Consider the following 25,339-nt stretch of genomic DNA (forward strand, 5'->3'; position numbering starts at 1 on the left):
TCTACGTTCAATTTAGCGAGCCGGGCTGGCCCCCGCCAGCCTGGCCATGTCGCGCCTGCCCGACCTTCCGCTCCGCCGTGCCGTCATTGCTGGCTCGGAAGAAGGTATAGGACAGGGTGATATCGTTGATGTTCTTGAGCGCCGGATCGTCGAGCAGCGCCGGATCGATGAAGAAGCTCACCGGCATCTCGATCCGTTCGCCGGGCTGCAGCGTCTGCTCGGTGAAGCAGAAGCACTCGATCTTGCTGAAGTAGGGACCGAACACGTCCGGCGACACGTTGAAAGTGGCGCGGCCGGTCACCGGCTTTGACTCGAGATTCTCGGCGACGTAGTAGGCAAGCTTGTTTTCGCCGACCCTGAGCGCGATCTGCCGCTGCATCGGCTGAAACCGCCAGCCGAGGCCCCCCGCCACGTCGGCAGTGAAGGTGACACGCACCACGCGATCGGAGATCTCCGTCGGCGCTATCTCGGCGCGCTGCGGCGTGCCGCCGAAGCCCGTGACCTGGCAGAACAGGCGATAGAGCGGCACCGAGGCATAGGCGAGCCCCGTCATGCCGGCGACCACGCCCACCAGGATCATGAGAACGCGAAGATTTCGCTGTTGCTGCGAAGGACGGCTCATGATGTCAGCCCCCCTTCATCTTCACGATGGTGACGATATAGACGATCAGCACGAACGCGGCGAGGGCAAGGAAGATCGCCCAGTTGCGCGCGCGCTGCCGGCGCTGACGTTCACGTTCGCCATTGGCGGGAGTTCGCGTATTCATGAGCCGATCAGACCCACCAAGCCGGATACACGATCCAGGATGAGCGCCGCAAAGTGCCCGAAGAGGTACACCAACGAGAAGCCGAACATCGCCTTGGCTGCACGGTGGCCTTGCCGCTCGCGCAGCACGGTGATGGCGTGTCCGATGAAAGCGGCATTGAGGCCGACGGCGGCCGCTCCATAGATGACGCCGGCAACGCCAAGCAAGACCGGCGCCAGCGCGATCGGCGCCAGCAAGAGGGTATAGGCGAGCATCTGGATCTTGGTCGCGCGCTGGCCAGCAACCACCGGCATCATCGGAATGCCGGCCTTGGCATAATCGCCCTCGCGGAACAAGCTGAGCGCCCAGAAATGCGGCGGCGTCCACATGAAGATCAGCAGGAACAGCGAGATCGAGACAAGGCTGATGTCGCCGGTGACCGCGGCCCAGCCGATCATCGGCGGAAAAGCCCCGGCGGCGCCGCCGATCACGATGTTCTGAGGCGTGCGGCGCTTCAGCCACATCGTGTAGATCACGACGTAGAAGAAGATGGTGAAGGCGAGCAACCCGGCCGCCACCCAATTGACCGCAAGGCCCATCAGCATCACCGAGAACACGGCGAGCACGCCGCCGAAACTGAGCGCCGCGTCGGGCGAGACCGCGCCACGCGGGATCGGCCGGCCGCAGGTGCGGTTCATGATCGCATCGATATCGCGGTCGTACCACATGTTGATCGCGCCAGATGCCCCGGCGCCGACCGCGATGCAGAGCACCGCCACCGCGCCGATGAGCGGGTGGATATGCCCGGGGGCGACCGCCAGCCCGGCGAAGCCAGTGAACACCACCAGCGACATCACCCGCGGCTTCAGCAAGGCGATGAAGTCGCCGACGCTGCCGCCGGATGTGGATAGGCCGGCGTGCTCGCTGAGCAAGGATGGGGCGACGCGAGTCATGCAGTCAGTCGTCTCTCACGTGGGATGAATGCGGCCGCCCGCATTCATCCCAATCCTCAAGTTCAGTGCGCTTCGCTCTTGATCTGCGGCAGATCGTTGAAGGTATGGAACGGCGGCGGCGAGCTCAGAGTCCACTCCAAGGTCGTCGCCCCCACACCCCACGGATTGTCGGCGGCCTTCCGGCCGGCGAACACCGTGTAGAGCGCCACACCGATGAACCATACGGTCGCGACGGCAGAGATGTACGAGCCGATCGACGACAGCTGGTTCCAGAAAGTAAACGCCTCCGGATAATCGGGATAGCGGCGGGGCATGCCCTGCAGGCCCAGGAAGTGCTGCGGGAAGAAGGTCAGGTTGACGCCGATGAACGTCAGCCAGAAGTGGATCTTACCCGCCCATTCCGGATACTGCCGCCCCGACATCTTGCTGATCCAGTAGTAGAACCCGCAGAAGATCGCGAACACCGCGCCCAAGCTCAGCACGTAGTGAAAGTGGGCCACCACGTAATAGGTGTCGTGGAACGCCACGTCGATCGGCGCATTCGCCAGGATGACGCCGGTGACGCCGCCGATCGTGAACAAGATGATGAGGCCGACCGCCCACAGCATCGGCGTGTCGAAGCGGATCGACCCGCCCCACATGGTCGCGATCCAGGAGAAGATCTTCACGCCAGTGGGCACCGCGATCACCATGGTCGCCGCCATGAAATAGGCGCGCGTGTCGACATCCATGCCGACGGTGTACATGTGGTGCGCCCACACGACGAAGCCGACCAGGCCGATCGCGACCATCGCGTAGGCCATGCCGAGATAGCCGAACACAGGCTTCTTCGAGAAGGTGGACACCACCTGGCTGATGATGCCGAAGCCCGGCAGGATCAGGATGTACACTTCGGGGTGGCCGAAGAACCAGAACAGATGCTGGAACAGGACCGGATCGCCGCCGCCTTCGGGCTTGAAGAAGTTGGAGCCGAAATTGCGGTCCGTCAGCAGCATGGTGATCGCGCCGGCCAGAACCGGCAGCGACAGCAGCAGCAGGAACGCCGTCACCAGCACCGACCAGACAAACAGCGGCATCTTGTGCAGGGTCATGCCCGGTGCGCGCATGTTGAAGATGGTGGTGATGAAGTTGATCGCGCCGAGGATCGAAGCCGCGCCCGCCATGTGCAGCGCGAAGATGCCCATGTCGACCGCGCGCCCGCTCTGGTACGTGGAGTCGGACAGCGGCGGATAGAGCGTCCAGCCGGTGCCGGCGCCCTCATCCACGAAGGCCGAAGCGACAAGCATGATCAGCGCGACGACCGTCAGCCAGTAGCTGATGTTGTTCATGCGCGGGAACGCCATGTCGGGCGCGCCGATCATGAGCGGCACGAACCAGTTGCCGAAGCCGCCGATCAACGCCGGCATGACCGTGAAGAAGATCATGAGCAGCGCGTGCGCCGTGATCACCACGTTCCACTGCTGCCCGTCGGGGTTCGCATCGTCGCCGAAATACTGGATACCCGGCTCCATCAACTCTGCGCGCATGTAGATGGAGAAGGCGAGGCCCAACAGGCCGGAGACGACGGCCAGGATCAGGTAAAGGGTGCCGATGTCCTTGTGGTTGGTCGAATAGAACCAGCGCACAAAGAAGCCAGGCTTGTGATCGCCGTGGTCGTCGTGACCGTAATGCGAATGGGACGTTGTAACGGGGCTCATGGCTGCAATCCCTCGAGACGAATTCTGCGTTTACTCAGCGGCCGCGACGGTCTTCGCCGGCGGTGTGCCGTCGACCTTGGCGAACTTCTGCTGCGCTTCCGTGACCCAGCGCTGGAACTCCTCCTTGGCGACCGCGCGCACCTTGATCGGCATGTAGGCGTGGCGCACGCCGCACAATTCCGAGCACTGGCCGTAATAGATCCCGGGCTTCTGGATGTTGAACCAGCTCTCATTGGTCCGGCCCGGGATCGCGTCGTGCTTCACGCCGAACGCCGGAACGGTCCAGGCGTGGATGACATCGGTCGCCGTGATCTGGATGCGGATGTTGGTGTCGATCGGCAGGACCACCTCGTTGTCGGTGTCGAGCAGATAGATCTGGTTCTGCTGGAGGTCGGCCTTCTCCACCATGTTGGCGTCGAAGGTGAAGTTGCCGTTGTCGGGATATTCGTAGCTCCAGTACCACTGATGCCCGATCGCGCGGACCGTGAGGCCCGGCTCTGGAATCTCGAGCTGGCGATAGAGCAGCGGGAACGAGAACACCGCGATGAAGACCAGGATCAGCGCTGGAACGATCGTCCAGGCCACCTCGAGCAGCGTGTTGTGGGTGTTCCGCGATGGCACTGGGTTCTTCGACTCGCGAAACTTGAACCAGACGATGACGAGCAGCGCCAGGACAAAGAAGCTGATGACCGTGATGACGGGCAGCAGCACCCAGTCGTGAAGGAATACCATTTGCTCCGCGAGGCTGGTCGCCGGAGCCTGCAATCCCACGCCCATCGCATGGGGGCCACCGATCGTCTGTTCCGTATCCTGCGCCAGCGCCGGCATCGAACCGGCGGTCAGACCGGCCGCCACCGCGAAAGAGCAAATCTTCGGCAATCTCATATCGTTTTCCCGTTCCTATCCGCCTGGGTGCTCGGCAGTTCAGTCCGCCCGTCGGCCGAACACTGGTCGGCCGCAACGCAGCTTCGTTAAGCTCTAGGCCGGTCGGACGCTAGACCGCGCGCGACAACCAGCGCGGCCGCAACCCCCGTCCCCACGGTCGGCGGCAAGCTACACCCCTGCCCCCGAAACCTCAAGCATTCCGGGGGTTTGTGCAGCATCAGCAGGCTCGTTGGAAAGCTTGAGACTGCGGCTGTGCGACGATCCGCCGCATAAATCGCAGCGGGCTGAATTGATCCAGATCGTTTCACGTCGCAACCATTGCCGACTGACAGAGTGGATCGGGACGGCTATCGTGCCCACATTGTTCAAAGCCATATTGTCGACCCACTCGACTTACGGAGCACACTCATGTCCGCCATCGCCATGACCGACGACCTGTTCTTCAATCGCGCCGGCCTCGACCGTGCACGGGCCGAACGGACGGTCGCCGACGCCCTGAAAGGCGGTGACGACGGCGAGCTGTTCCTGGAATTCAACCAGTCGGAAGCGCTTGCCTTCGACGACGGCAAGCTGAAAAGCGCCAGCTTCGACGTGACCCAGGGCTTCGGCCTGCGCGCGGTGGCGGGCGAAGCGCATGCCTATGCTCATGCCAGCGACCTCAGCGACGACGCGCTGCAGCGCGCTGCCGAGACTGTGAAGGCGGTCCATGCCGGCTATGGCGGGACCCTGGCCGAGGCGCCGCAGGGCACCAACCGGCACCTCTATTCCGACGACAATCCGCTGGCCAAGATGGAGTTCGGTGCCAAGGTCGCGTTGCTGCAGGAGATCGACGTCTATGCTCGCGCCAAGGACCCGCGGGTGAAGCAGGTGATGGCCTCGATCTCTGGCAACTGGCAGGCCGTGCAGATCATCCGCGGCGATGGCAGCCGCGCGGCCGACATCCGGCCGCTGGTGCGGCTCAACATCGCCGTCATGGTCGAGGAAAACGGCCGCATGGAGACCGGTAGCCACGGTACCGGCGGGCGGTTCGCCTACGAGTTGGTTGTTGATCCCGCTCATTGGAAGGCCAGCGTCGATGAGGCGCTGCGCCAGGCCCTGGTCAACCTCGGCTCCGTCTCCGCCCCTGCCGGCGAGATGCAGGTGGTGCTTGGACCCGGCTGGCCCGGCATCCTGTTGCATGAGGCGATCGGCCATGGGCTGGAAGGCGACTTCAATCGCAAGAAGACCTCGGCCTTTGCTGGCCTGATGGGCAAGCAGGTGGCGTCCAAGGGCGTCACGGTGATCGATGACGGCACGATCAATGACCGGCGCGGCTCACTCACCATCGACGATGAGGGCACGCCGAGCCAGCGCACCGTGCTGATCGAGGACGGCATCCTGACCGGCTATATCCAGGACCGGCAGAATGCGCGGCTGATGGGCATGAAGCCGACCGGCAACGGCCGGCGCCAAAGCTTCGCGCATCATCCGATGCCGCGCATGACCAACACCATCATGCTGGGCGGCAGCCACGAGCCGGAGGAAATCATCCGCTCGGTGAAGAAGGGGCTCTACGCCGTCAACTTCGGCGGCGGACAGGTCGACATCACCTCGGGCAAGTTCGTGTTCTCTGCCTCGGAAGCCTATCTCATCGAGAACGGCAAGATCGGTCCCGCGGTCAAGGGGGCCACCCTGATCGGGAATGGTCCGGACGTGCTGACCAAGGTCTCCATGATCGGCAACGACATGAAGCTCGACCCCGGCATCGGCACCTGCGGCAAGGACGGCCAGGGGGTGCCCGTGGGCGTCGGCCAGCCGACCATGCGGGTCGACGGCCTCACGGTGGGGGGAACGGCGGCGTAGGTCGCCGAGCGGACCTCCTTGACCATCGATTGGGGCTCGTGCAGGGTCCGCCGCGGGGGTGCTGTAAACACCGCGGCTGATTGCCGGATCGTCGGCCGGCGCGTCCCCCTGCTCTGTCCACTCTAGTCAGGCTCACTCATGATCGCTGACCGAGATGCCGTCTGGTCAACGGCATTAGACGACCTCAGGCGCATCGCTGTCTTCGTCCTAGCGCTCAATGCGCTCCTGGCCGTCATCATGGGATTGCTGCGCAACGGCATGCCAGGCCTGTCGGAGCTGGTGTCCGTCTTCGCCGCAATTTCAACCTTGGCCATCACCGCACCGTTCCATGCGGGAAGGCTCTTCTCCACGCCTAGGCTTCATCTGCAGCTGTTCGGCCCGCTAATCGTTGCCGCCGGGCTGGTTGCTCTCGCCCTCACCTATCTCGGCCGCATCGGCGCATGGAGCATCATTGTGCTTGCAGCGATCTCGGCTGCGCCGATCATCTGGCAAGTTGCCCGCGGCGCGAGCATCCGACGCGCGCCGCTCTGGCTGGGTCTGCTGATCCTCTCGGCCCTGCTGCTCGGGCTCGATTTCGCCGGCACCAAGTATTCCAGCTTCTTCGCCGACGAGCTCGCCTTGTTTGGCCGCACCGACGGAGACCAGTTCTACCAGGGTGCGCTGGTTGCATCGCTGGCCAATTTCGGGCTCCCGAGCATGGCGATCGATGGCCTGCAGCCGATGCACTACCATTTCGGATTCAACTGGATCACGGCTCGGGTGAGCGCTGCCGTTCCTGGCGACCCGATCGCAGCCGTCGTTGCCTCCAAGATATTCCTGTTCGTCCCGCTGATCTGGTTCGTCGTCGCCTTGGCTGCCGGCATCTGGCGCGCGGCGTTGCTGCCGCAGCTCCGTGTTGCGCCGCTCGCGGCGGTCGGGTCGATCGCGCTGTTCATTCTGCTCGCGACCTACGTCGACGTCGGGAACATCGTCTACGAAAGCGAATCCATGCTGGCGGGCGCCGCGCTCGGGCTGCTGCTGTTCCCGGGCGTCCTGCTGCTTGCCCTCGATCGCGACGCGTCCCGCAGCTGGCGCATGATCGCTGTCGTCATCTGCAGCCTCGGCTTGTGGCCGCTCGCGGCCTGCAAGATCTCCATGGGCTTCGTTTTCGCCGGCGTGTTCGGCATCTCCATGCTGCTGGTGCACGGGCTGCGCCGTGCCGAGCTCTGGGTGGGGGGCGTGTTATCGGTCCTGGCCTTCGGGACAGCCCTGTTGATGTTCAACGACCCTGGCTCGGAGGGAGCGGAGTGGCTGGGTCGGATCCACTACTTCGAGTACGGGTTCGATCGCGGCAATTGGCTGCTGCCGGTCGCCGCTCACGTTGAGACCATCCTGGCCCTGCTCTTCCTGTGGGGACTCTGGGGGGAGCTGAACCCATGGCGCAGGCAAGCCTTGTGCGCCTTGCTGGCCGGCGCAGCGGTGGCGAATATCCCGGTCCTGCTACTGCGCATCGAAGGCGGCGACGCGCTCTATTTCCTCTACGCGCAGGCCTGGCTCGCCACGACCATCAATGTGGCACTGTTCCCGCGGCTCTGGGCCGTGTCAGCACGCTACTTGCGCACGATCAGGCCGTGGCTCCCCGCCGGCCTCGCAACGCTGCTACTGGTCGGACTCATCGCGCAAGGCGCAAGTTATGCCACGGGGCGCTTCAACAGCTTCGTGTCGGCGAGCGCGCTGCTGCGCACGGGCGATCGCAGCTACTACGCGGACGACAAGAAGCGGGTGTGGCGCGAGGATCGCAAGCGCGCCTTGCAGGAAATCGGCTTAGCCAAGCTGCTGACCGGATCACCGGCGCAGCCGGACGGAGCCGCGCTGGCCGAGCGGTTGCGAGCCTTGCGCGCCGAGTTCGGGACCAGCGCAGCGGTCTTCGTGCCGGCGGAAAACGAAGCCTATTGGGAGATGGCGCGCGACTGCGACGCGAAGAGCCTGTTCCCCATCGCTGTCGCCGGACTGCCGCAGGTGCTCGGCTACTATGCAAAACAGGAGACCTGCCGCCAGGATGCCGCGTGGTTCGGCTTCCCACCGCCGCCGGCCGAGCCCGCGCTCCACCAGACGGAGGAAGCAGTCTGCCGGCGCGCGTTGGAGACCGGATTTCAGACCGTCATTTGGGTAGACTCGTTGGCAGCGGAAGACGTGCGCGTCGTTCCCTGCGAAAGAAGCTGAGGCATCACGCGCCGCCCTTTGTGATCCGGCGCGGCAGGGTCTCGATCTCCGCCACGTCCTCGCCGCGCTGCCCAGCCGGCTCTTCAAAGCCGATGCGCTCCCGCACCAGATAGAGCGGCCGCTGCTTGGCCTCGGTATAGATTCGGCCGATATACTCGCCGAGGATGCCGAGGGTCATCAGGTTGAGCCCGCCCATGAACAGCACAGCGACCATCAACGACGCATAGCCCGGAACGTCGACGCCCTGCACCAGCACCCGCAGTACAAGGTATGCGGCATAAGCCAATCCGATCACGGCGAAGGTGGCGCCGACATAGCTCCACACCCGCAGCGGCGCCGTGCTGAAAGCAAAGATGCCGCCGAGTGCGAAGTTCCACAGACGCCAGTATTTCCACTTGCTCTGGCCTTCCTCGCGCGCGGCCCGAACGACCGAAACGCTAGCGCTCCTGAATCCGACCCAGGAATAGAGCCCCTTCATGAACCGGTTGCGTTCCGGCAGGGCGTTCAGCGCATCGACCACCCGGCGGTCCAGCAAGCGGAAGTCGCCCGCATGTTCCGGGATCGGCGTATCGGCAACGCGGTTGAACACGCGATAGAACCAGTCCGCCGTCTTGCGCTTGGTGAAGCTGTCGCTGGTGCGGTCCGTGCGCACCGCATAGACGATCTCGAACCCCTCGCGCCACTTCTGTACAAGATCCAGAATCGCTTCCGGCGGGTCCTGCAGATCGACGTCGATGGGGATCACCGCCGCGCCACGGGCCGCCTCGAGCCCGGCCGATAGGGCGATGTCTTTGCCGAAATTGCGCGAAAGGATAACGAGCTTCACCGCCGCGTCGCGCTCACGGCAGCGCAGGATCTCGGCCACCGTCGCGTCCTTGCTGCCGTCGTCGACGAAGATGATCTCGTAATCCTGGTCGTTGCAGGCTTGACGCACAATCGGTGTGACGCGCGCCACAAAACCATCGATCGTGCCGGCCTCGTTCAAGACGGGGACCACTAGGCTGAGTATCGGTGCTGTCATGTGGGAACGATCACCGCATTGTCGTGGTGGTACGAAGATATATCAGGCCGCTCCACCCGGTCCATGCCGTGTTCGGCGGCGTGAGCCAGCATCAGGACTTGCGTTCCCGCCAAAGCAGAAAGGCGCTCGGCAGGCCGACGATGCTGACCAATATGAAGGCCGCGCGGAGGACGAGCGCCACCACGAAGCCGTGCGATGCCACCACGCCCGCCAGGCCAAGCAGGGCCACATTCGCCGATTCGAAGGTGCCGAGGCCGTTGATCGAGATCGGAGCGGCGCCAATGATCATGCCGCCGCCGACCGTGAAGGCGACCGCCGGCAAGCCGATATCCTCTCCGATATCCAGGAGGATCAGCTGCGACATTGTCACTACCAGCGCGATGTTGAGGATGTTGGCGAGCCAGAAACCGAGTGCCGCGCGGCGATGCCGCCGCATGCGCGTTTGCATTCGACCGGTTTCCGTCAGGATGGTCGCGAACAGATGCCATGCGGTTTGCATGAAGCCGCCACCGCTGGGGCCGATTGCCGGCGATCGCTGCCCGAGCCAATAGAGGATGAAGATCAGAACCAACACCGCCCCGACGCCGCCGACGGTGATGATCGCGCGCAGCCACGGCTGAAGCCATGGCATGGGGAGCAGGGCGGCGACCGATACCAGACAAACATAGACCGCCAGCTGCATCAGGCGCTCGTACGCGATGGCGCCGATCGCAGTCGAAGCGCGGCCGTAGGACTTGGTGAGCAGCACCACCCGCAGCCCGTCGGAGCCTAGTGTTCCGGGAAGGAAGTTGGTCAGGAACAACCCAGCAAAGACGGAATGCCAGGAGCGCGCCCAGGATTCACGCATGCCCAGCATGTCGAGCAAGGCCCGCCAACGCAGCACGAATGCCGCTTGCGCCAGAAGGCAAACCGCAAATACCGCGATAAGCCCGCCGAGCGACAGCGCTGCCGCGGCCTTGCGCATCGTTTGCCAGTCCACGATGGCGATCAGCGCCGCCAGGAGGCCGAGGCTGACCGCGGCCTGCAGAAGCCGGATCAGCACATGCCCGCCGCGCGGTTTGCGCTGCGTCAGCACCGGTCGGATATCCGGGCGGGAACCATTGTGACGCGCGCTATCCTGTCGAGCCGGAGCGGCGCGCCGGCAATGCATCCAGGATCTTCTGCCGCTCTTCCGGCGGCGAAATGATCCAGTCGCGAATCTCGTCGATGGTGCGGTAGCAGCCGATGCACCAGCCGGTCTTGGGATCGATCTGGCAGACGCTGATGCAGGGCGACGCCGGCCCGCTCGCCAGGAGGCGGCGGCGCTCTTCGCGGCGCTTCTCGCGCGCCAGGCGGCGTTGGTCTTCCGTGACTTCGCTCATGATGCCATGCAGGATCGCTTACCCCAGCCTTCGTCTTATGCAAGGGCATTTCATGCCCGGGCGCGTGCGGTTCTTATCACGCACCGGAGAGTCTTGAACAGCGGCCTGGGTCCGCAATAGTCCCGCCAACCTTAATCTTTTCTTTCCATAGGGGGCGATAGGGTCGCGCTGAGTTGGGGTCGTATATGACACTGCCGGGAATCTAAGCCCTATGCGACGGGAAACATCGAACCGCATCCGGTTCATCCTGGAGGAGCTGGTGCCGGGCTTCCTGCGCGACAGCAAGGCGTTCGGCTGGCTGTTGCGGCTGGGCGGCGGCGCCCATGTCAAGGCAATGGCCGAATTCAGGCGTCGGGCGCCGTTCCTCACGCCCGAAGAGTATCGCGCGCTCTATGAGGCGCATCCACGCGTTCATGGCGAGACCGACTGCTCGGCCGCCTGCATGGACCTCATCCGCCAGAACGCAATCGGACCCGACATCTGCGATGTCGGCTGCGGCACTGGATATCTGCTCAACGCGCTGGCGGAGGCACCCGCGCTCAAGGAGTGCCGGTTCACCGGGGTCGATTTCGTGCTGGGCAAGACCCGCGGGGCGCCGAACATCACGTTCCGTGAATGCGACATCATGCGCATGCCGTTTCCCGATCGACACTTCGATACGGTGATCTGCACGCATGTGCTCGAGCACATCCTGGACCTGCGGGCCGCCCTCGCGGAACTGAGGCGGGTTACCAAACGTCGATTGATCCTGGTCGTGCCGCGCGAGCGGGAGTTCGAATACAACTTCAATCCGCACTTTCATTTCTTTCCGTACCCCCACTCCTTCCTGAAGATGCTGTTTCCGATTCCGGCACAGCATCAGATCCAGTCCGTCGGTCGCGATTTCTTCTACATGGAGGATGTCGACGCCGACGCCGCGCGCGGATTGGCGTCCATCTAGCGAGGGTCTAATATCCCTCCAGCCAGACTGCGCAACAGCGGGGGAGGAGCGCCAGTGCCGCCGACGACCGGCCATTGGGGGCGGATCATCGCCGTTACCCGCCTGACGACCGGGCTCATCCTGTTCCTCTATGTCCTCACCCACAATCTCAACCACGCGCTCGGGTTGGTTTCGCTCGCGGCGATGGAGGCCGGGCGCCTCGTCTTTCTCGGCTTCTGGCGGCCGCTCGAGCCGATCCTCCTGCTGGCGGCGCTGCTGCATCTTTCGATCGGGCTGCGCGCGCTCTATCGGCGCAAGAGCCTCAGGATGCCGCGCCTGGAAGCGAGCCAACTCGTGCTCGGCTTGAGCGCACCGCCGTTGATCATCCTGCACATCCTCGGCACCGCCGTTGCCCATGCGCTCTATGGAGTCGATGACCGCTACGCTTATGTGCTGTGGGCCGCCTGGACGGCGGCGCCGATCAATGGCGTGCTGCAGAGCTCAGCTCTCGTCGTGACCTGGATCCATGGCTGCATCGGCCTCAGTTATTGGCTGCGCGTGAAGGCGTGGTTTCCGCCCTGGCGCCCCTGGCTCGGCGCGCTTGCGCTCTTGATCCCGGTGCTGGCGCTGCTGGGCTTCGTGGCCGGCGCGCGGGAAGTGGCCGCACTCGCCGCCGACCCCAACTGGCCAGCAATCCTGGATGCTAAAATCAACCTGCCCGCTCAGGACCAGGTGGCATTCCTTGACGAAGTGGGCGACTGGCTGCTGCTCGGCTTTGCCGCCATCGTCGCCGGCGTGTTCGCAGGCCGCGGCGTGCGCGCGCTAGCCACGCGCCGGCGTGCGATCACGGTCTCCTATCCCAACGGGAAGCGGGTCGTTATCCAGCCTGGCACTAGCCTGCTGGAAGCCAGCCGCATCGGCGGCATCCCGCATGCCTCGGTATGCGGCGGACGTAGCCGCTGTTCCACCTGCAGGGTGCGGGTGATCGAAGGCGTCGACTTGCTGCCTCCTCCACAGGAGGAAGAGGATCGCGTGCTGGCCCGCATTCACGCGCCGCCAGGCGTGCGTCTCGCCTGCCAGACGCGTCCGACGGCGCCGGTCACCATCCAGCCGCTCCTGTCGCCGGAGATCACGGCACCCAAGGCCTTGTTCCGCGGCGACCTCAGCCAGGGCAAGGAGCAGGAAGTGGCTATCCTGTTCGCCGACTTGCGCGGCTTCACCAGCATGGCGGAGCGGCGCCTGCCCTATGACGTGGTGTTCCTGCTGAACCAGTATTTCCGACTGATGGGCGAAGCGATCCTGGCAGCAGGCGGCCATGTCGACAAGTTCATCGGCGACGGCGTCATGGCGGTGTTCGGTCTCAAGGGCCGGCCGGAGCTGGCCTCGGCCCAGGCGCTCGATGCGGCCCGCCGCATGGCGACGGCGCTCGAGATCTTCAACGTGCAGCACCGTGCCGAGCTAAAGGCGCCGTTCCGCATCGGCATCGGCATTCATTTCGGGCCGGCGATCGTGGGCGAGATGGGCTTCCCGCCCGCCCTTTCGCTGACCGCGATCGGCGACACCGTGAACACTGCCAGCCGGCTTGAGACCGCCACCAAGGAAGAGAACTGCCAGCTGCTCATCTCCGAGATCGTGGCGCACGGGGCCGAGCTGCCGGTGGACATGGGCCGGCGCTGCGAGATCATCCTGCGCGGCCGCGAGCAGACGCTGATCGCCATTGCGATCGATGACGCAGCGACCGTTCCCGTATCGGCATGAGGGGGCTTCGTTGACGCACCGCCATTCGCCCGACCTGGTCCCGCTCCGGCTGGACCACGCCTATCTGCGCGGGGCGCCGGAGAGCGCCTATTGGTCGATCGCGCCGCACCTGATCCAGCAGGGGACGGATTCGTCCTGCTCGCTCGCGACCGCCGTGATGCTGATCAACGCGGTGCGCGGGCATGAAGGCCATCTGCGCAGTGCCGGTCCGGTCAGCGAAGCGAGCTTGCTGGACAGGCTGGGCGATCAGGCCTGGCGCGCGGCAGTCGCGCAGAACGGCGACGGGCTCAGCCTCACTGAGTTCGCCGCGGCCATGGAGCGCGCGCTGCACTGCTATGAGTGCGCCGGCAGGTGGAACATCGCAATCACGCCCGTGACCGACGCCGACGCAGCGATCGCGGATTTGCGCGGGGCATTGATCGAGATGGAGAGCGGCGGATCGGGATTCGCGGCTGCCAATTTCCATCTCGATCTGTTCTACGGCGATGGCGTCGATGTCGGGCACTTCTCGCCGATCGGCGCCTATGACGCGGCGCGCGACCGTGTCCTCATGCTGGACGTCTACAAGAAGGATTACGAGCCGGTCTGGGCCCCGTTGCCGCGCCTTGCCAGGGCGATGGCGACACAGAGCAGGAAAACGGGCGAGCCGCGTGGTTATGCGGTAGTGCAGCGAAGATAGGCGCCCCCTCTTACGCCTCTCAGCTGTCACCCCGGCCAAGCGAAGCGCGAGCCGGGGTCCATCTCTCCGCCGCTTATGCGTTTGAACCGTGGACCCCGGATCACGCCGCTTCGCGGCTGTCCGGGGTGACATAGGAGGGCAAACTGGCGCCGGGTGGCCGTTACGACAGCCCGTGCTCTTCCTTGTAGTCGTCGATCTCGTCGGCGAGGTCGTCGTATTCGTCGCAATCGCCGCAGGCTTTCTTGAGCACGTCCAGGCGCTCCTCGGCTTTGGCGAGGTCGTTCATCTCGAGATAGAGCTCGCCCAGATACTCGTTGGCACCGAGATGGTCTGGCTCGAGGTTCAGCGCCTTTGTGTAATAGGTGAGGGCCTTGGCCTTGTCGCCCAGCTTGCGGTTGGCATAGCCGAGCAGGTTCAGCGCATCGGCATATTCGCCCTTTTCCTTGATTGACTTCTGCAGCAGCGGGATCGCCTTGGCGTATTCCTCGTCATCGATCAGATCCTCGGCCTGCTTGTATGGGTCGGCCTTCGACGAGTCCGGCGTCGAACTGGTCCCCAGCGCATAGGCGGTACCCGGCAGCGCCATCAAGCCCAGCACCACGATGGCCGCGGCGCGAAGATCGCCTCGCTTCATCACATGCCCCTCCCTCTCATCTAGTTGCCCAACCTACCATGCCGGCGGCAGCGCGCACCGACAGTGAAGCAAGTCACAGATGATGCGACGCTGACGCGCATTCCGCCATCACAAGAGCGTGACGCTGGTTACCCGCTATAGCGCTCTTCTTCCCACGGGTCGCCGTGATTGTGATAGCCACGCACCTCCCAGAAGCCCGGCTGATCCTCGGCCGCGAATGTGATGCGTTTGATCCACTTGGCACTTTTCCAGAAATAGAGCTGGGGCACCAGCACGCGCAAAGGGCCGCCATGCTCGACCGTCAAAGGCTCGCCTTCCCAGTGGGTCGCCAGGAGCGCATCGGGCACCGCGAACTCCTCGAGCGGCAGATTGGTGGTGTAGGTGTCATAGGACTGGAACAGGACGAACTTGGCTTCGGGCTTCGGTCGCGCCAACTCTAGCAAATCCGCCACCGCAAGGCCGCGCCAGCGATTGTCGTAGCGAGACCAGGCCGTCACGCAATGGATGTCGCTGACCGACTCCGATTGCGGCAGATCCGTGAAGGACTGCCAATCCAATGTGACCGGGTTCTCCACCAATCCATCGACCGTCAGGCGCCAGAGCTTGAGATCGATCCTGGGCTGCGCGCCGAGGTCAAGAACGGGCCAGGTCTTCACCTCGCGCTGGCCCGGCGGCAGGCGCTCGGATTCGGGCCGCGCCTTCCGGCCGGTCAGCAGGCGGCCCTCGGCGGCCCATTCCTGCTTGCGGCGGATCAGCTTGTCGCGGAACTGGCCCGTCTCATTGTCCTGGCCTGGCATACTCGAAACTCCCAAATGTTCTGAACATGGGCCCCAATTGGGATTACGGAAGAATAGTCACGCAGATTTCGCACTCCAATGCCAATTTCACACTGACTTCATGCGTGATAGGCTGTAACCTTTCTTGCATTTACACATGCCAGCCTGTAACAACGGCCGGTAGGATTCGGCCAATTTTCCGCTATTTGGCTGTAAAATAAGGGACTTCTGGGATGTCCGAATTGCGCCTGGCGCACGGCCTGCGTTTCGAAGAGCTCTATAACGCTGCCGGCCTGGCGCGGATCGATGCCTTGTTCGTCGATCACCTGCGCGTTTCGGACGAAGGCTTAGCAGGCCGCCTGATGGCGGCGCGGGTCGAACCGGACAAGCTCGATGCCAAGGCGGAATCGGCACTCGTCATCGCGGTGGCCGCCCACCTGGACGATTTCGTGGGCGAGCTGTTCGGCATCACGGATGAGCTCGGCGCTCTTCGCAAGCGGCACACGGACTTGGCGCCGCTCTATTCCGTGAAGCGCCTGTTCGTGCAGCGCCGCGCCCTCAAGGCGCACAACGAAGCCGCGGCCGCTACGCTCGATGCGGATGCGTTGCGCACGGAGCTGACGGCTCTCTTCGGCGGGAAGTTCGATGAGCTGACTTTCGCGACCCACGTCGACACGTGGCTGAAGGACGAAGCCAGTCACGCCCACGCACTCGATCTCGCGACGAAGTACGCGGCCTGGGCGACCCAGACGCCGGCCGGCAAGGCACTGCATCGCAAGGGCGTGCTGTTCAAGGCGCCGCGCAAAGTCGACCCGATGCATCTGGTGCATCTGGAGTCGGAGACGCGACACGGCATTCCGACGCTGAAGCTCAGCGAGGACAAGTTGCGTGCACGCGAAGGATTCCACCTGACCGATCCAGGTATGGACCTGAACCACGCGCTGGATCAGGCCAACTACTGCATCTTCTGCCACAACCAGGGCAAGGACAGCTGCTCGCGCGGGCTCAAGGAAAAGGACGGCACCTTCAAGAAGAGCGTCTTCGGCGTAACCCTCGCCGGCTGTCCGCTCGACGAGAAGATCTCCGAGATGCACACGGTGAAGGCTGACGGTCTGCCGATCGGCGCCGTCGGCATCATCGCCATCGACAATCCCATGTGCGCGGCGACAGGCCACCGCATCTGCAACGACTGCATGAAGGCCTGCATTTATCAGAAGCAGGACCCGGTCGATATCCCGCAGGCGGAGACGCGCTCGCTCAAGGACGTGCTCGGTCTGCCCTGGGGCTTCGAGATCTACAGCCTGCTGACACGCTGGAACCCGCTCAACATCAAGGCGCCGATTGCAAAGGCGGCGAGTGGCCGTCGCGTGCTGGTGGTGGGCCTCGGACCCGCCGGCTATACGCTGGCGCACTATCTGCTGAATGACGGCCACACTGTGGTCGCGATCGACGGCCTCAAAATCGAGCCGCTCGATTCGGCGCTCTCAGGCGTCAAGCCGGACGGCAAGCGCGTCGGCTTCAAGCCGATCAAGCATCTCTCCGAATTGCAGGAAGACCTGAACGACCGCGTGATGGCGGGCTTTGGCGGCGTCGCCGAATACGGCATCACCGTGCGGTGGGACAAGAACTTCCTGAAGATCATCCGCCTGCTGCTGGAGCGGCGCGCTCAGTTCGCAATGTTCGGCGGTGTGCGCTTCGGCGGCACCATCACCGCCGAGCAGGCGTTTGCGATGGGTTTCGATCACATCGCGCTCGCGCTGGGTGCCGGCAAGCCAACCCTGCTGTCGATGCCCGGCGGCCTGGCGCGCGGCGTGCGCATGGCCTCGGACTTCCTGATGGCGCTGCAGCTGACCGGCGCGGCCAAGCAGGATTCGATCGCGAACCTGCAGCTCCGTCTGCCCGCAGTGGTCATCGGCGGCGGCCTGACCGCCATCGACACCGCGACCGAGGCGATGGCCTATTACCCGATGCAGGTCGAGAAGTTCCTGAAGCGATACGAGACCCTGGTCGCCGAGCATGGCGCCGAGGGCGTACGCGCCAGGTTCTCGCCGATCGAGCTGGAAGTCGCGGACGAATTCATTGCCCATGCCAAGGCGTTCCGCGCCGAGCGGGCGCGGGCAGCCGCGGCGCGCGAAGCGCCGAGATTCTCCAAGCTGATCGATGGTTGGGGCGGCGTCACCATCGCCTATCGCCGGCGCCTGATCGATTCGCCTTCCTACACGCTGAACCACGAGGAAGTGGAAAAGGCGATGGAGGAAGGCATCCGTTTCACCGAGGGCCTGACGCCGACGCGCATCGACGAAGACAAGACCGGCCACGCCGAGCGCATTCATTTCAAGAACGCGGACGGCGCGGAAGTCTCTCTCCCCGCGCGGGCGGTGCTGGTCGCAGCGGGCACGCGACCCAACACCGTCCTCGCGCGCGAGCATGCTGACCACTTCCATGTCGACGGCCAGTATTTCCAAGCGCTGAACGACGAGGGCGCAGTGGTGAAGCCGGAGAAGCTCGCTAAGCCGGCCGAGGTGCGCGTGATCACCGAGATGCGGGCCGACGGCCGCGCGACTTCGTTCTTCGGCGACCTACACCCTTCTTTCGCCGGCAACGTGGTGAAGGCGATGGGCAGCGCCAAGCTGGGTTGGCCGGTCGTGGTGCAGGCGCTGGAACGTTTGCCGGCGGCCACCAGCACTGACCACAGCACGTTCCTCGCCGATCTCAATCGCCGTCTGCGCGCGAAGATCCGCACGGTCAACCGACTGACGCCGACCATCGTCGAGGTCGTGGTGGAGGCGCCGCAAGCAGCCGCCAACTTCCTGCCCGGCGAGTTTTACCGTCTGCAGAATTTCGAGACCCTGGCTCACAAGACCCGCGACACGCGCCTCACCATGGAAGGTCTGGCGCTAACCGGCGCCTGGACTGACGTGAAGGAAGGCCTGGTCGGCCTGATCGTGCTCGAGATGGGCGGATCCTCCGACCTGTGCGCCTGGCTGCAGCCGGGCGAGCCGGTGATCCTGATGGGCCCGACCGGCACGCCGACCCATACGCCGGCGGGCGAGACCGTGCTGCTGGCGGGCGGCGGCCTCGGCAACGCGGTGTTGTTCTCGATCGGACGCGCGCTCAAGGCTGCCGGCTCAAAAGTCGTCTATTTCGCCGGCTACAAGAAGATCCAGGACCGCTACAAGGTCGAGGAGATCGAGGCGGCGTCCGACGTGGTGGTGTGGGCGAGCGACGAGGCGCCGGGTTTCACCGCCGACCGGCCGCAGGACAAGGCGTTCGTCGGCAACATCGTGCAGGCGATCCTCAGCTACGCGAAGGGCGATCTCGGCGAGACCAGCATCAAGATTCAGGATGTCGACCGCATCATCGCCATCGGCTCCGACGGCATGATGGCGGCGGTGGCGCGGGCGCGGCACGACGTGCTGAAGCCCTATCTCAAGTCGTCGCATTGCGCGATCGGCTCCATCAACTCGCCGATGCAATGCATGATGAAGGAGATCTGCGCCCAGTGCCTGCAGCCGCACAAGGATCCGGTGACGGGCGAGGAGACGGTGGTGTTCTCCTGCTTCAACCAGGACCAGAAGCTGGACGAGGTGGATTTCGGCGCCTTGCGCCAGCGCCTCGGCCAGAACTCGGTGCACGAGAAACTGACCGTGCAGTGGATCGATCATTCCCTGAAGCAGTTGGACGAGAAGCGCGCCACGGCTTGAATGAGCGCTTGAAGGCGCGGACCTGGAACGACCACATATAGTCCGTCCGCGACAGGGGCTCGGTCGCTTTCAGGCGATCCCCGGTCGCGGCAATAGCAGCCCGGCAACCCTGCCGCGCTTAAGGATTTGACCCGAGAAGGCGGCGTCCTGGTGGATGCCGGATCGACGGTATGGCGGACGGCCCGAAGACCCTCTTTATCGCTTGCGGCGCGCTGGCCAAGGAGTTCCTGGCGGTGAGCAAGGCCAGCGGCTGGGACGGGCGCGTCGAGATCACCTGCCTGCCGGCGATCTGGCACAACCGGCCGGAAAAGATCGCAGGCGGCGTGCAGCGCAAGATCAAGGCGGGCAAGAAGAAGTTCGACCGCATCTTTGTGCTCTATGGCGATTGCGGCACCCAGGGCGAGCTGGACCGCGTGCTGGCCGAGGAGGGCGTGGAGCGGATCGACGGGCCGCACTGCTTCCAGTGGTTCGCGAGAACGGCCGACTTCGAGAAGATGATGGACGAGGAGCCGGGCACGTTCTTCCTGACCGACTATCTGGCGCGCCATTTCGAGCGGCTGATCTGGCAGGGATTCGGGATCGAGAAGCATCCGGAATTGCGCGATATGTATTTCGGCAATTACCGCAAGCTGGTCTATCTGGCGCAGACCGAGGACGCGGATCTGCTGAGACGGGCCAAGGCGGCGGCGGAGAAACTGAACCTGGAGTTCGTGCATCGCCGCACGGGGTACGGCGAGCTCGCGGACTTCATGAAGGCAAAGATTGCGTAGGACGAGATGGCACAATTGACTGTGGTTTACTGGCGGGACATTCCCGCCCAGGTGATCGTGAAGAAGGGCCGAGAGACCGCGAAGGTGCAGCTGAACGAGCGCTTCGAGAAGGCGATCGACCGCGCCGCTATGCGCGCCAACCTGCGCGACACGGACTCGTACTTGGCCGAATGGCGCCGCGCCGCGCCGATCGACGTGTCCGATGACCTGCAGGCCGAAGCGGACAAGAAGGCGGCGGAGCTGGAAGCTGCCTTTGATGACGCGAAGCTGAAGGCGCTGGTCGAAAGCGGCGGGGTGGAGAGCAAGTGATGAAGCGCTCGCCCCGATCCCTCGACAGAAAGTCCCCTTCCCCCCTTGCGGGGGAAGGATGCGAAGCCTTAGCGAGCGCCAGCGAGCTTAGGCGAAGCTGGATGGGGGGTAGCGCGGCGATAGTCGTGCGCGCTCGTGAGAGCGCCACACATACGGCAACGTCTGAATCACGGCGCTCGCGCGCTGCGCACCTATCGGCGCGGCCCCCAGCTCCGGCTAAGCTCGGCTGCGCCTCGCTAAGCCTCCGCAACCCTCTCCCGCGAGGGGAGAGGGGAATTGTTGTTGGAAGGTCCTGAGCGATGTACGCCGTCCGCCTGTGGTCGGTGCGCCATGCTCGCGGCCTCAACGCGTTCTACCGCGCGTTCGAGAAGGCGCTGATCGCGCTGCATCCTTTGTGGAACAAGATCGGCTACGAAAAGCTGGAGAAGCCGTTCGAGAGCGTCGAGCGCGTCACCAAGGGCTTCTTGTTCGATTGCCAGATGTGCGGGCAGTGCGCGCTGTCGTCCACCGGCATGTCGTGCCCGATGAATTGCCCGAAGAACCTGCGTAACGGCCCATGCGGCGGCGTGCGCGACAACGGACATTGCGAAGTGAAGCCGGAGATGAAGTGCGTCTGGGTGCAGGCCTGGGAAGGCGCCGCACGCATGGGCCTCCAGGCCGACCACGGCGCCAAGATCCTCGACGTGCAGCGTACGGTCGACAACCGCCTCAAGGGCAAGTCCTCCTGGCTGCGCGTCGTGCGCATCGCCAAGGGGCTTGAGGACCAGGCCGGCAATAAGCCGAAGCCGCCGGCGGCCAAACCCGGTTCGACCAAGGACCTCGCCGCGGTCGCCGCCTCGGTCGAGGCCAAAAAAGAGGGCCAGGCCGCATGAACGACGGCCAGGCCCATTTCGATCCCGCGGCGCCGCTGCCGCTGCTACCCGGCCATTCCTCCGGCGGGCGGCTGGAGCGCGTGCTGCGCCAGGGGCGCTTCGCCGTCACGGCCGAGCTGAACCCGCCGGACAGTGCCGATCCGCGCGATGTCTATGAGCGTGCGCTGGTCCTTTCCGAGGTGTGCGACGCCATCAACGCGACCGATGCTTCGGGCGCCAACTGTCACATGTCGTCGGTCGGTATCTGCTCGCTGCTCACACGCGCGGGCTACGCGGTCATCATGCAGATCTCCTGCCGCGACCGGAATCGCATAGCGATCCAGGGCGACGTGCTGGGCGCCGCGGCCATGGGGGTCGCGAACATCCTCTGCCTCACCGGCGATGGGGTGCAGGCGGGCGATCAGCCGGCGGCCAAGCCTGTATTCGACTTCGATTCGACTTCGTTGCTGGAATGCATCACCACCATGCGGGACAAGGGGCACTTCCTGTCCGGCCGCAAACTGACGACGCCGCCGCGGGTGTTCCTGGGGGCTGCGGCCAATCCGTTCGCGCCGCCTTACGAGTACCGGGCCGTGCACATCGCCAAGAAAATCGCGGCGGGAGCCCAGTTCATCCAAACCCAGTATTGCTTTGACGTGCCGCTATTGCGCAAATTCATGGATCAAGTGCGCGAGCAGGGGCTGCACAAAAAGGCGTTTTTCCTGATCGGCGTCGGACCGCTGCCGTCCGCCAGGACAGCGCGCTGGATGAAGAACAACGTGCCGGGGGTGCATATCCCCGACGCGATCATCGAGCGGATGGAAAAGGCCAAGGACCAGCGGGCAGAAGGCAAGCAGTTGGCGATCGACCTGATCCAAGAGATTAAGGAGATCGAAGGCGTTTCAGGCGTGCATGTGATGGCCTATCGGCAGGAAGAGTTCGTGAACGAGATCATCCAGGCCTCTGGCGTCATGCGGAACAGACAGCAACGGCGCGCGGTCGAACCCGCGGCTACTTCGTGAAAGGATTGCGTATATGACCGATACCGTCATCAGCTCGGCCACCAAGGAAGTGGTGATCGGCTTCGAGCGCCCCTTCGTCATCATCGGCGAGCGCATCAACCCGACCGGGCGCAAGCTGCTGGCGGCGGAAATGGCGGCCGGCGACTACAGCCGCGTCAAGGCCGACGCCCTGGCGCAGGTCGCGGCCGGCGCCCACATGCTCGACGTCAATGCCGGCATCCCGATGACCGACGAACCGCGCATCCTGGCCGAGACCATCCAGCTGGTGCAGTCGTTGACCGACGTGCCGCTGTCAATCGACTCGTCCATTATCGCGGCGCTCGAGGCGGGCCTTGCGGTCTATAAGGGCAAGGCGCTGCTGAACTCGGTGACCGGCGAGGAAGAGCGCCTGGAGAGCGTGCTGCCGCTCGTGAAGAAATACGGCGCGGCGGTGGTCGCCATCTCCAACGACGAGACCGGGATTTCCGAAGACCCGGACGTGCGCTTCGAGGTTGCCAAGAAGATCGTGCACCGCGCCGCCGATTACGGCATCCCGCATTCCGACATCGTGGTCGACCCGCTGGTCATGCCGATCGGCGCCCTGGGCCAAGCCGGCCGGTCGGTCTTCCACCTGATCCGCCGGCTGCGCACGGAGCTGAAGGTCAACACCACCTGCGGTGCTTCCAATATCAGCTTCGGCCTGCCAAACCGGCACGGGCTCAATTCCAGCTTCCTCGCCATGGCCATCGGCGCCGGCATGACCTCCGCCATCACCAACCCGCTCCACACCGAGGAGATGGTGGGCGTGATGGGCGGCGACGTGCTGATGGGCCATGACGCCCATTGCGCGGCCTGGATCCGCAAGTTCCGCGAGCCCTCGGCCGAGGGCGAAGGGGCCGGCACCGGCGGTCGCCGTGGGCGCGAGAACCGGCGCCGTGGCGGCGGTGGCGGCGGAGCGGCCAATGGCGGCTCCGAAGGCGTCCAGGCTGCCGCGAGCCCGACTGCGGAAGTCGTTAATGGATAAACGCCGGTTGGATAATCCGGGCGAAATGGCGTAAGCACTCATCGCCCCCGCATCCGAGCTTTCGGGGCGGGGGCGAAACTACATTCAGGGTTTGTGATTATGGCTGCGGAAGGCGCCGAAATCAGCGTGAAGACAGGCAACAACCACGTTGGCAACGGCAATGGCAATGGCGATCCACTGATCGTCTTCATGCCGTCGGGCCGGCGCGGCCGCTTCCCGCGCGGCACGCCAGTGCTGCAGGCCGCGCGCCAGCTCGGCGTCGACATCGATTCCGTGTGCGGCGGGCGCGCGATCTGCGGCCGCTGCCAGGTGGTGGTGAGCGAGGGCGAGTTCGCCAAGCTCGGCGTCACCTCCAAGGGCGATCACCTTTCCGACTTCTCGGCCGTCGAGCAGCGTTATGCCGACAAGCGAAGCATGAAGCCGGGCCGCCGTCTCTCCTGCCAGGCCGTCCTGCTCGGCGATCTCGTCATCGACGTGCCGGAGGATAGCCAGGTCCACAAGCAGGTGGTGCGCAAGCGCGCCGAGATGCGCGCGATCGAGATCGACCCGGTCGTGAAGCTGCACTACGTCGAGGTCGCCGAACCGGACATGCACGATCCCACCGGCGATCTGCAGCGCCTGGAGAAGGCGCTGAAGGAGCAGTGGGGCCTCACTGACCTCGACACCGACCTGCGCGTGATCCAGGGCCTGCAATCGGCTTTGCGCACCGGCAAGTGGACCGTGACCGTCGCCGTGCATCTCGGCAAGCAGATCACGGCCGTGTGGCCGGGCTTCAAGGACCAGGTTTTCGGCCTCGCGGTCGATGTCGGCTCCACCACTATCGCCGGGCATCTCTGCGAGCTGTCTTCGGGCGAGGTTGTCGCCTCCTCCGGCCTCATGAACCCGCAGATCCGCTTCGGTGAGGATCTGATGAGCCGCGTGTCGTACGTGATGATGAATCCGGGCGGCGATGCCGAGATGACCAAGGCGGTGCGCGATGCGATCAACGATCTCGCTGCCGCGGTCGCCAAGGAAGCGGGCTGCACGGTCCAGGACATCCTGGAAGTGACCTTCGTCGGCAATCCCATCATGCATCACCTGCTGCTGGGGATTAATCCGATCGAGCTGGGTGGCGCGCCCTTCGCGTTGGCGAGCGACGGGCCGACCATGTTCTGGGCCTCGGAGATCGATCTCAAGATCCACCCCAATGCTCGCATTTACGTGCTGCCCTGCATCGCGGGCCATGTGGGTGCCGACACCGCCGGCGTGATCCTCTCCGAAGCGCCGCACGAGGCCGACGAGATGACGCTGGTCGTTGATGTTGGCACGAATGCGGAGATCGTACTGGGCAACAAGGAGAGGCTGCTAGCGGCATCCTCGCCCACCGGCCCGGCCTTCGAGGGCGCGCAGATCTCCTGCGGCCAGCGCGCGGCACCGGGCGCGATCGAGCGCATCCGCATCAACCGCGAGACGCTGGAGCCGCGCTTCAAGGTGATCGGCTGCGACCTCTGGTCCGATCATCCGGATTTCGCCAAGCAGACGGAGGCGACCGGCGTCACCGGCGTGTGCGGCTCCGGCATCATCGAGTGCATCGCGGAGATGTACCTGGCCGGCATCCTGACGCAGGACGGCGTGATCGACGGATCGATGGCCGCAAAGTCGCCGCGCATCCAGCCGGCGGAACGCACATTTTCCTATCTTTTGCACGACGGCACGCCGCAGCTCCGCATCTTCCAGAATGACGTGCGCGCGATCCAGCTGGCGAAGGCGGCGCTCTATGCCGGCGCGCGCCTGCTGATGGATCACCTGAACATCGACAAGGTCGATCGCATCACCCTCGCCGGCGCGTTCGGCAGCCACATCGACGTCAAATACGCGATGGTCCTCGGCATGATCCCCGACTGCGACCTGGCGAAGGTAAGCTCCGCCGGCAACGCCGCCGGCACCGGCGCGCGCATCGCCTTGCTGAATGCCGCCGCGCGCGACGAGATCACGCGCGTGGTGAAGCAGGTGGAAAAGGTCGAGACCGCTGTCGAGCCCAAGTTCCAGGCCCACTTCGTGGAAGCAATGGCCATCCCTCACAAGACCGCGCCCTATCCGCACCTCGCGAAGGCCGTGGCGCTGCCTGCGCCCAAGGTAGTAATGCCGCGGGATGATGACGGCTCAGGCGGCGGCCGGCGCAGACGGCGGCGGGGTTAGTTCGGCGCGATCTCTGGCGCGTGCGCGCC

Annotated in this window: 22 protein-coding genes; 12 read left to right on the plus strand and 10 right to left on the minus strand. The window is 64.7% G+C overall.

What is annotated here, in order from left to right; genetic code table 11:
• Positions 1 to 7: 7 nt before the first annotated feature.
• The 5 genes from DTX69_RS04795 to coxB all read right to left on the minus strand — a co-directional run bounded on the left by DTX69_RS04795 (position 8) and on the right by coxB (position 4,281).
• Positions 8 to 622 carry a cytochrome c oxidase assembly protein gene (locus tag DTX69_RS04795; RefSeq protein ID WP_119300355.1) on the minus strand — a complete coding sequence of 205 codons (615 nt, stop codon included), beginning with the start codon at positions 620 to 622 and terminating at the stop codon, positions 8 to 10.
• A 4-nt stretch (positions 623 to 626) separates the two neighbouring features.
• On the minus strand, positions 627 to 767 hold the full coding sequence (locus DTX69_RS29975) for a hypothetical protein (protein WP_162916669.1): 141 nt from the start codon (positions 765 to 767) through the stop codon (positions 627 to 629).
• Complete coding sequence (cyoE, locus tag DTX69_RS04800; RefSeq protein WP_119300356.1) at positions 764 to 1,699, minus strand: heme o synthase; 936 nt, start codon at positions 1,697 to 1,699, stop codon at positions 764 to 766. Before cyoE ends, DTX69_RS29975 begins: the two co-directional genes overlap by 4 nt.
• Before the next feature lie 62 nt (positions 1,700 to 1,761).
• Positions 1,762 to 3,396 carry a cytochrome c oxidase subunit I gene (ctaD, locus tag DTX69_RS04805; RefSeq protein WP_119300357.1) on the minus strand — a complete coding sequence of 545 codons (1,635 nt, stop codon included), beginning with the start codon at positions 3,394 to 3,396 and terminating at the stop codon, positions 1,762 to 1,764.
• A 30-nt stretch (positions 3,397 to 3,426) separates the two neighbouring features.
• Positions 3,427 to 4,281 carry a cytochrome c oxidase subunit II gene (gene coxB / locus DTX69_RS04810; RefSeq protein WP_119300358.1) on the minus strand — a complete coding sequence of 285 codons (855 nt, stop codon included), beginning with the start codon at positions 4,279 to 4,281 and terminating at the stop codon, positions 3,427 to 3,429.
• A gap of 408 nt (positions 4,282 to 4,689) precedes the next feature.
• Here coxB and tldD point away from each other — a divergent pair, with 408 nt between their 5' ends.
• Both tldD and DTX69_RS04820 read left to right on the plus strand, forming a co-directional pair.
• Complete coding sequence (gene tldD, locus DTX69_RS04815; protein ID WP_119300359.1) at positions 4,690 to 6,123, plus strand: metalloprotease TldD; 1,434 nt, start codon at positions 4,690 to 4,692, stop codon at positions 6,121 to 6,123.
• Positions 6,124 to 6,261: 138 nt separating this feature from the next.
• On the plus strand, positions 6,262 to 8,325 hold the full coding sequence (locus DTX69_RS04820; RefSeq protein ID WP_119300360.1) for a hypothetical protein: 2,064 nt from the start codon (positions 6,262 to 6,264) through the stop codon (positions 8,323 to 8,325).
• A 4-nt stretch (positions 8,326 to 8,329) separates the two neighbouring features.
• Here the strand turns inward: DTX69_RS04820 and DTX69_RS04825 are convergent, their stop codons facing one another.
• The 3 genes from DTX69_RS04825 to DTX69_RS04835 form a co-directional block, all read right to left on the minus strand.
• Entirely contained in the window at positions 8,330 to 9,346 is a 1,017-nt protein-coding gene (locus tag DTX69_RS04825; protein WP_119300361.1) for a glycosyltransferase family 2 protein, read from the minus strand.
• A gap of 91 nt (positions 9,347 to 9,437) precedes the next feature.
• Positions 9,438 to 10,421: a lysylphosphatidylglycerol synthase transmembrane domain-containing protein gene (locus DTX69_RS04830; protein WP_162916671.1), complete on the minus strand. Its 984-nt coding sequence runs from the start codon at positions 10,419 to 10,421 to the stop codon at positions 9,438 to 9,440.
• 37 nt (positions 10,422 to 10,458) lie between these two features.
• On the minus strand, positions 10,459 to 10,707 hold the full coding sequence (locus DTX69_RS04835; RefSeq protein ID WP_119300363.1) for a DUF1289 domain-containing protein: 249 nt from the start codon (positions 10,705 to 10,707) through the stop codon (positions 10,459 to 10,461).
• A gap of 211 nt (positions 10,708 to 10,918) precedes the next feature.
• On the opposite strand from DTX69_RS04835, the gene DTX69_RS04840 reads away from it, so the two are divergent.
• Genes DTX69_RS04840 through DTX69_RS04850 form a run of 3 tightly spaced genes read left to right on the plus strand, consistent with a single transcriptional unit; the run spans position 10,919 to position 14,063 of the window.
• The gene (locus DTX69_RS04840) at positions 10,919 to 11,647 is read left to right on the plus strand and encodes a class I SAM-dependent methyltransferase (RefSeq protein WP_119300364.1); all 729 of its coding nucleotides are present in this window, start codon (positions 10,919 to 10,921) and stop codon (positions 11,645 to 11,647) included.
• Positions 11,648 to 11,701: 54 nt separating this feature from the next.
• Entirely contained in the window at positions 11,702 to 13,384 is a 1,683-nt protein-coding gene (locus DTX69_RS04845) for an adenylate/guanylate cyclase domain-containing protein (RefSeq protein ID WP_284735545.1), read from the plus strand.
• Between the two features lie 10 nt (positions 13,385 to 13,394).
• On the plus strand, positions 13,395 to 14,063 hold the full coding sequence (locus tag DTX69_RS04850) for a phytochelatin synthase family protein (protein ID WP_162916672.1): 669 nt from the start codon (positions 13,395 to 13,397) through the stop codon (positions 14,061 to 14,063).
• Between the two features lie 160 nt (positions 14,064 to 14,223).
• Here DTX69_RS04850 and DTX69_RS04855 read toward each other — a convergent pair whose 3' ends face one another.
• A complete protein-coding gene (locus tag DTX69_RS04855; RefSeq protein ID WP_119300366.1) occupies positions 14,224 to 14,697 on the minus strand; it encodes a tetratricopeptide repeat protein in 474 nt (157 codons plus the stop codon).
• A 128-nt stretch (positions 14,698 to 14,825) separates the two neighbouring features.
• Positions 14,826 to 15,494: a sulfite oxidase-like oxidoreductase gene (locus tag DTX69_RS04860; protein WP_119300367.1), complete on the minus strand. Its 669-nt coding sequence runs from the start codon at positions 15,492 to 15,494 to the stop codon at positions 14,826 to 14,828.
• A gap of 212 nt (positions 15,495 to 15,706) precedes the next feature.
• Here DTX69_RS04860 and DTX69_RS04865 point away from each other — a divergent pair, with 212 nt between their 5' ends.
• From DTX69_RS04865 to DTX69_RS04895, 7 genes are all read left to right on the plus strand, one after another.
• Positions 15,707 to 19,177: an FAD-dependent oxidoreductase gene (locus tag DTX69_RS04865; RefSeq protein WP_119300368.1), complete on the plus strand. Its 3,471-nt coding sequence runs from the start codon at positions 15,707 to 15,709 to the stop codon at positions 19,175 to 19,177.
• Between the two features lie 170 nt (positions 19,178 to 19,347).
• Entirely contained in the window at positions 19,348 to 19,947 is a 600-nt protein-coding gene (locus DTX69_RS04870; RefSeq protein ID WP_119300369.1) for a DUF1638 domain-containing protein, read from the plus strand.
• 6 nt (positions 19,948 to 19,953) lie between these two features.
• The gene (locus DTX69_RS04875; protein ID WP_119300370.1) at positions 19,954 to 20,256 is read left to right on the plus strand and encodes a virulence factor; all 303 of its coding nucleotides are present in this window, start codon (positions 19,954 to 19,956) and stop codon (positions 20,254 to 20,256) included.
• Positions 20,257 to 20,555: 299 nt separating this feature from the next.
• Complete coding sequence (locus DTX69_RS04880; RefSeq protein ID WP_119300371.1) at positions 20,556 to 21,128, plus strand: methylenetetrahydrofolate reductase C-terminal domain-containing protein; 573 nt, start codon at positions 20,556 to 20,558, stop codon at positions 21,126 to 21,128.
• Positions 21,125 to 22,129, plus strand: a complete 1,005-nt coding sequence (locus tag DTX69_RS04885) for a methylenetetrahydrofolate reductase (protein ID WP_119300372.1) — start codon at positions 21,125 to 21,127, stop codon at positions 22,127 to 22,129. Before DTX69_RS04880 ends, DTX69_RS04885 begins: the two co-directional genes overlap by 4 nt.
• Before the next feature lie 13 nt (positions 22,130 to 22,142).
• A complete protein-coding gene (locus DTX69_RS04890; protein WP_119300373.1) occupies positions 22,143 to 23,132 on the plus strand; it encodes a methyltetrahydrofolate cobalamin methyltransferase in 990 nt (329 codons plus the stop codon).
• A 99-nt stretch (positions 23,133 to 23,231) separates the two neighbouring features.
• Positions 23,232 to 25,310, plus strand: a complete 2,079-nt coding sequence (locus DTX69_RS04895; protein ID WP_119300374.1) for an ASKHA domain-containing protein — start codon at positions 23,232 to 23,234, stop codon at positions 25,308 to 25,310.
• Positions 25,311 to 25,339: the final 29 nt, after the last annotated feature.

It is taken from the genome of Dongia deserti (genome assembly GCF_003574735.1).
Taxonomy (GTDB): Bacteria; Pseudomonadota; Alphaproteobacteria; order Dongiales; family Dongiaceae; genus Dongia_A; species Dongia_A deserti.

Excerpts from the sequence above, each read along its gene's own strand:
- cyoE (WP_119300356.1), bottom strand. The coding sequence starts at position 1,699 with ATGACTCGCGTCGCCCCATCCTTGCTCAGCGAGCACGCCGGCCTATCC.
- DTX69_RS04855 (WP_119300366.1), bottom strand. The coding sequence starts at position 14,697 with ATGAAGCGAGGCGATCTTCGCGCCGCGGCCATCGTGGTGCTGGGCTTG.
- DTX69_RS04885 (WP_119300372.1), top strand. The coding sequence starts at position 21,125 with ATGAACGACGGCCAGGCCCATTTCGATCCCGCGGCGCCGCTGCCGCTG.
- DTX69_RS29975 (WP_162916669.1), bottom strand. The coding sequence starts at position 767 with ATGAATACGCGAACTCCCGCCAATGGCGAACGTGAACGTCAGCGCCGG.
- DTX69_RS04835 (WP_119300363.1), bottom strand. The coding sequence starts at position 10,707 with ATGAGCGAAGTCACGGAAGACCAACGCCGCCTGGCGCGCGAGAAGCGC.
- DTX69_RS04860 (WP_119300367.1), bottom strand. The coding sequence starts at position 15,494 with ATGCCAGGCCAGGACAATGAGACGGGCCAGTTCCGCGACAAGCTGATC.
- DTX69_RS04895 (WP_119300374.1), top strand. The coding sequence starts at position 23,232 with ATGGCTGCGGAAGGCGCCGAAATCAGCGTGAAGACAGGCAACAACCAC.
- DTX69_RS04820 (WP_119300360.1), top strand. The coding sequence starts at position 6,262 with ATGATCGCTGACCGAGATGCCGTCTGGTCAACGGCATTAGACGACCTC.
- DTX69_RS04870 (WP_119300369.1), top strand. The coding sequence starts at position 19,348 with ATGGCGGACGGCCCGAAGACCCTCTTTATCGCTTGCGGCGCGCTGGCC.
- DTX69_RS04795 (WP_119300355.1), bottom strand. The coding sequence starts at position 622 with ATGAGCCGTCCTTCGCAGCAACAGCGAAATCTTCGCGTTCTCATGATC.
- tldD (WP_119300359.1), top strand. The coding sequence starts at position 4,690 with ATGTCCGCCATCGCCATGACCGACGACCTGTTCTTCAATCGCGCCGGC.
- DTX69_RS04840 (WP_119300364.1), top strand. The coding sequence starts at position 10,919 with ATGCGACGGGAAACATCGAACCGCATCCGGTTCATCCTGGAGGAGCTG.
- ctaD (WP_119300357.1), bottom strand. The coding sequence starts at position 3,396 with ATGAGCCCCGTTACAACGTCCCATTCGCATTACGGTCACGACGACCAC.
- DTX69_RS04825 (WP_119300361.1), bottom strand. The coding sequence starts at position 9,346 with ATGACAGCACCGATACTCAGCCTAGTGGTCCCCGTCTTGAACGAGGCC.
- DTX69_RS04865 (WP_119300368.1), top strand. The coding sequence starts at position 15,707 with ATGTCCGAATTGCGCCTGGCGCACGGCCTGCGTTTCGAAGAGCTCTAT.
- DTX69_RS04880 (WP_119300371.1), top strand. The coding sequence starts at position 20,556 with ATGTACGCCGTCCGCCTGTGGTCGGTGCGCCATGCTCGCGGCCTCAAC.
- DTX69_RS04875 (WP_119300370.1), top strand. The coding sequence starts at position 19,954 with ATGGCACAATTGACTGTGGTTTACTGGCGGGACATTCCCGCCCAGGTG.
- DTX69_RS04890 (WP_119300373.1), top strand. The coding sequence starts at position 22,143 with ATGACCGATACCGTCATCAGCTCGGCCACCAAGGAAGTGGTGATCGGC.
- coxB (WP_119300358.1), bottom strand. The coding sequence starts at position 4,281 with ATGAGATTGCCGAAGATTTGCTCTTTCGCGGTGGCGGCCGGTCTGACC.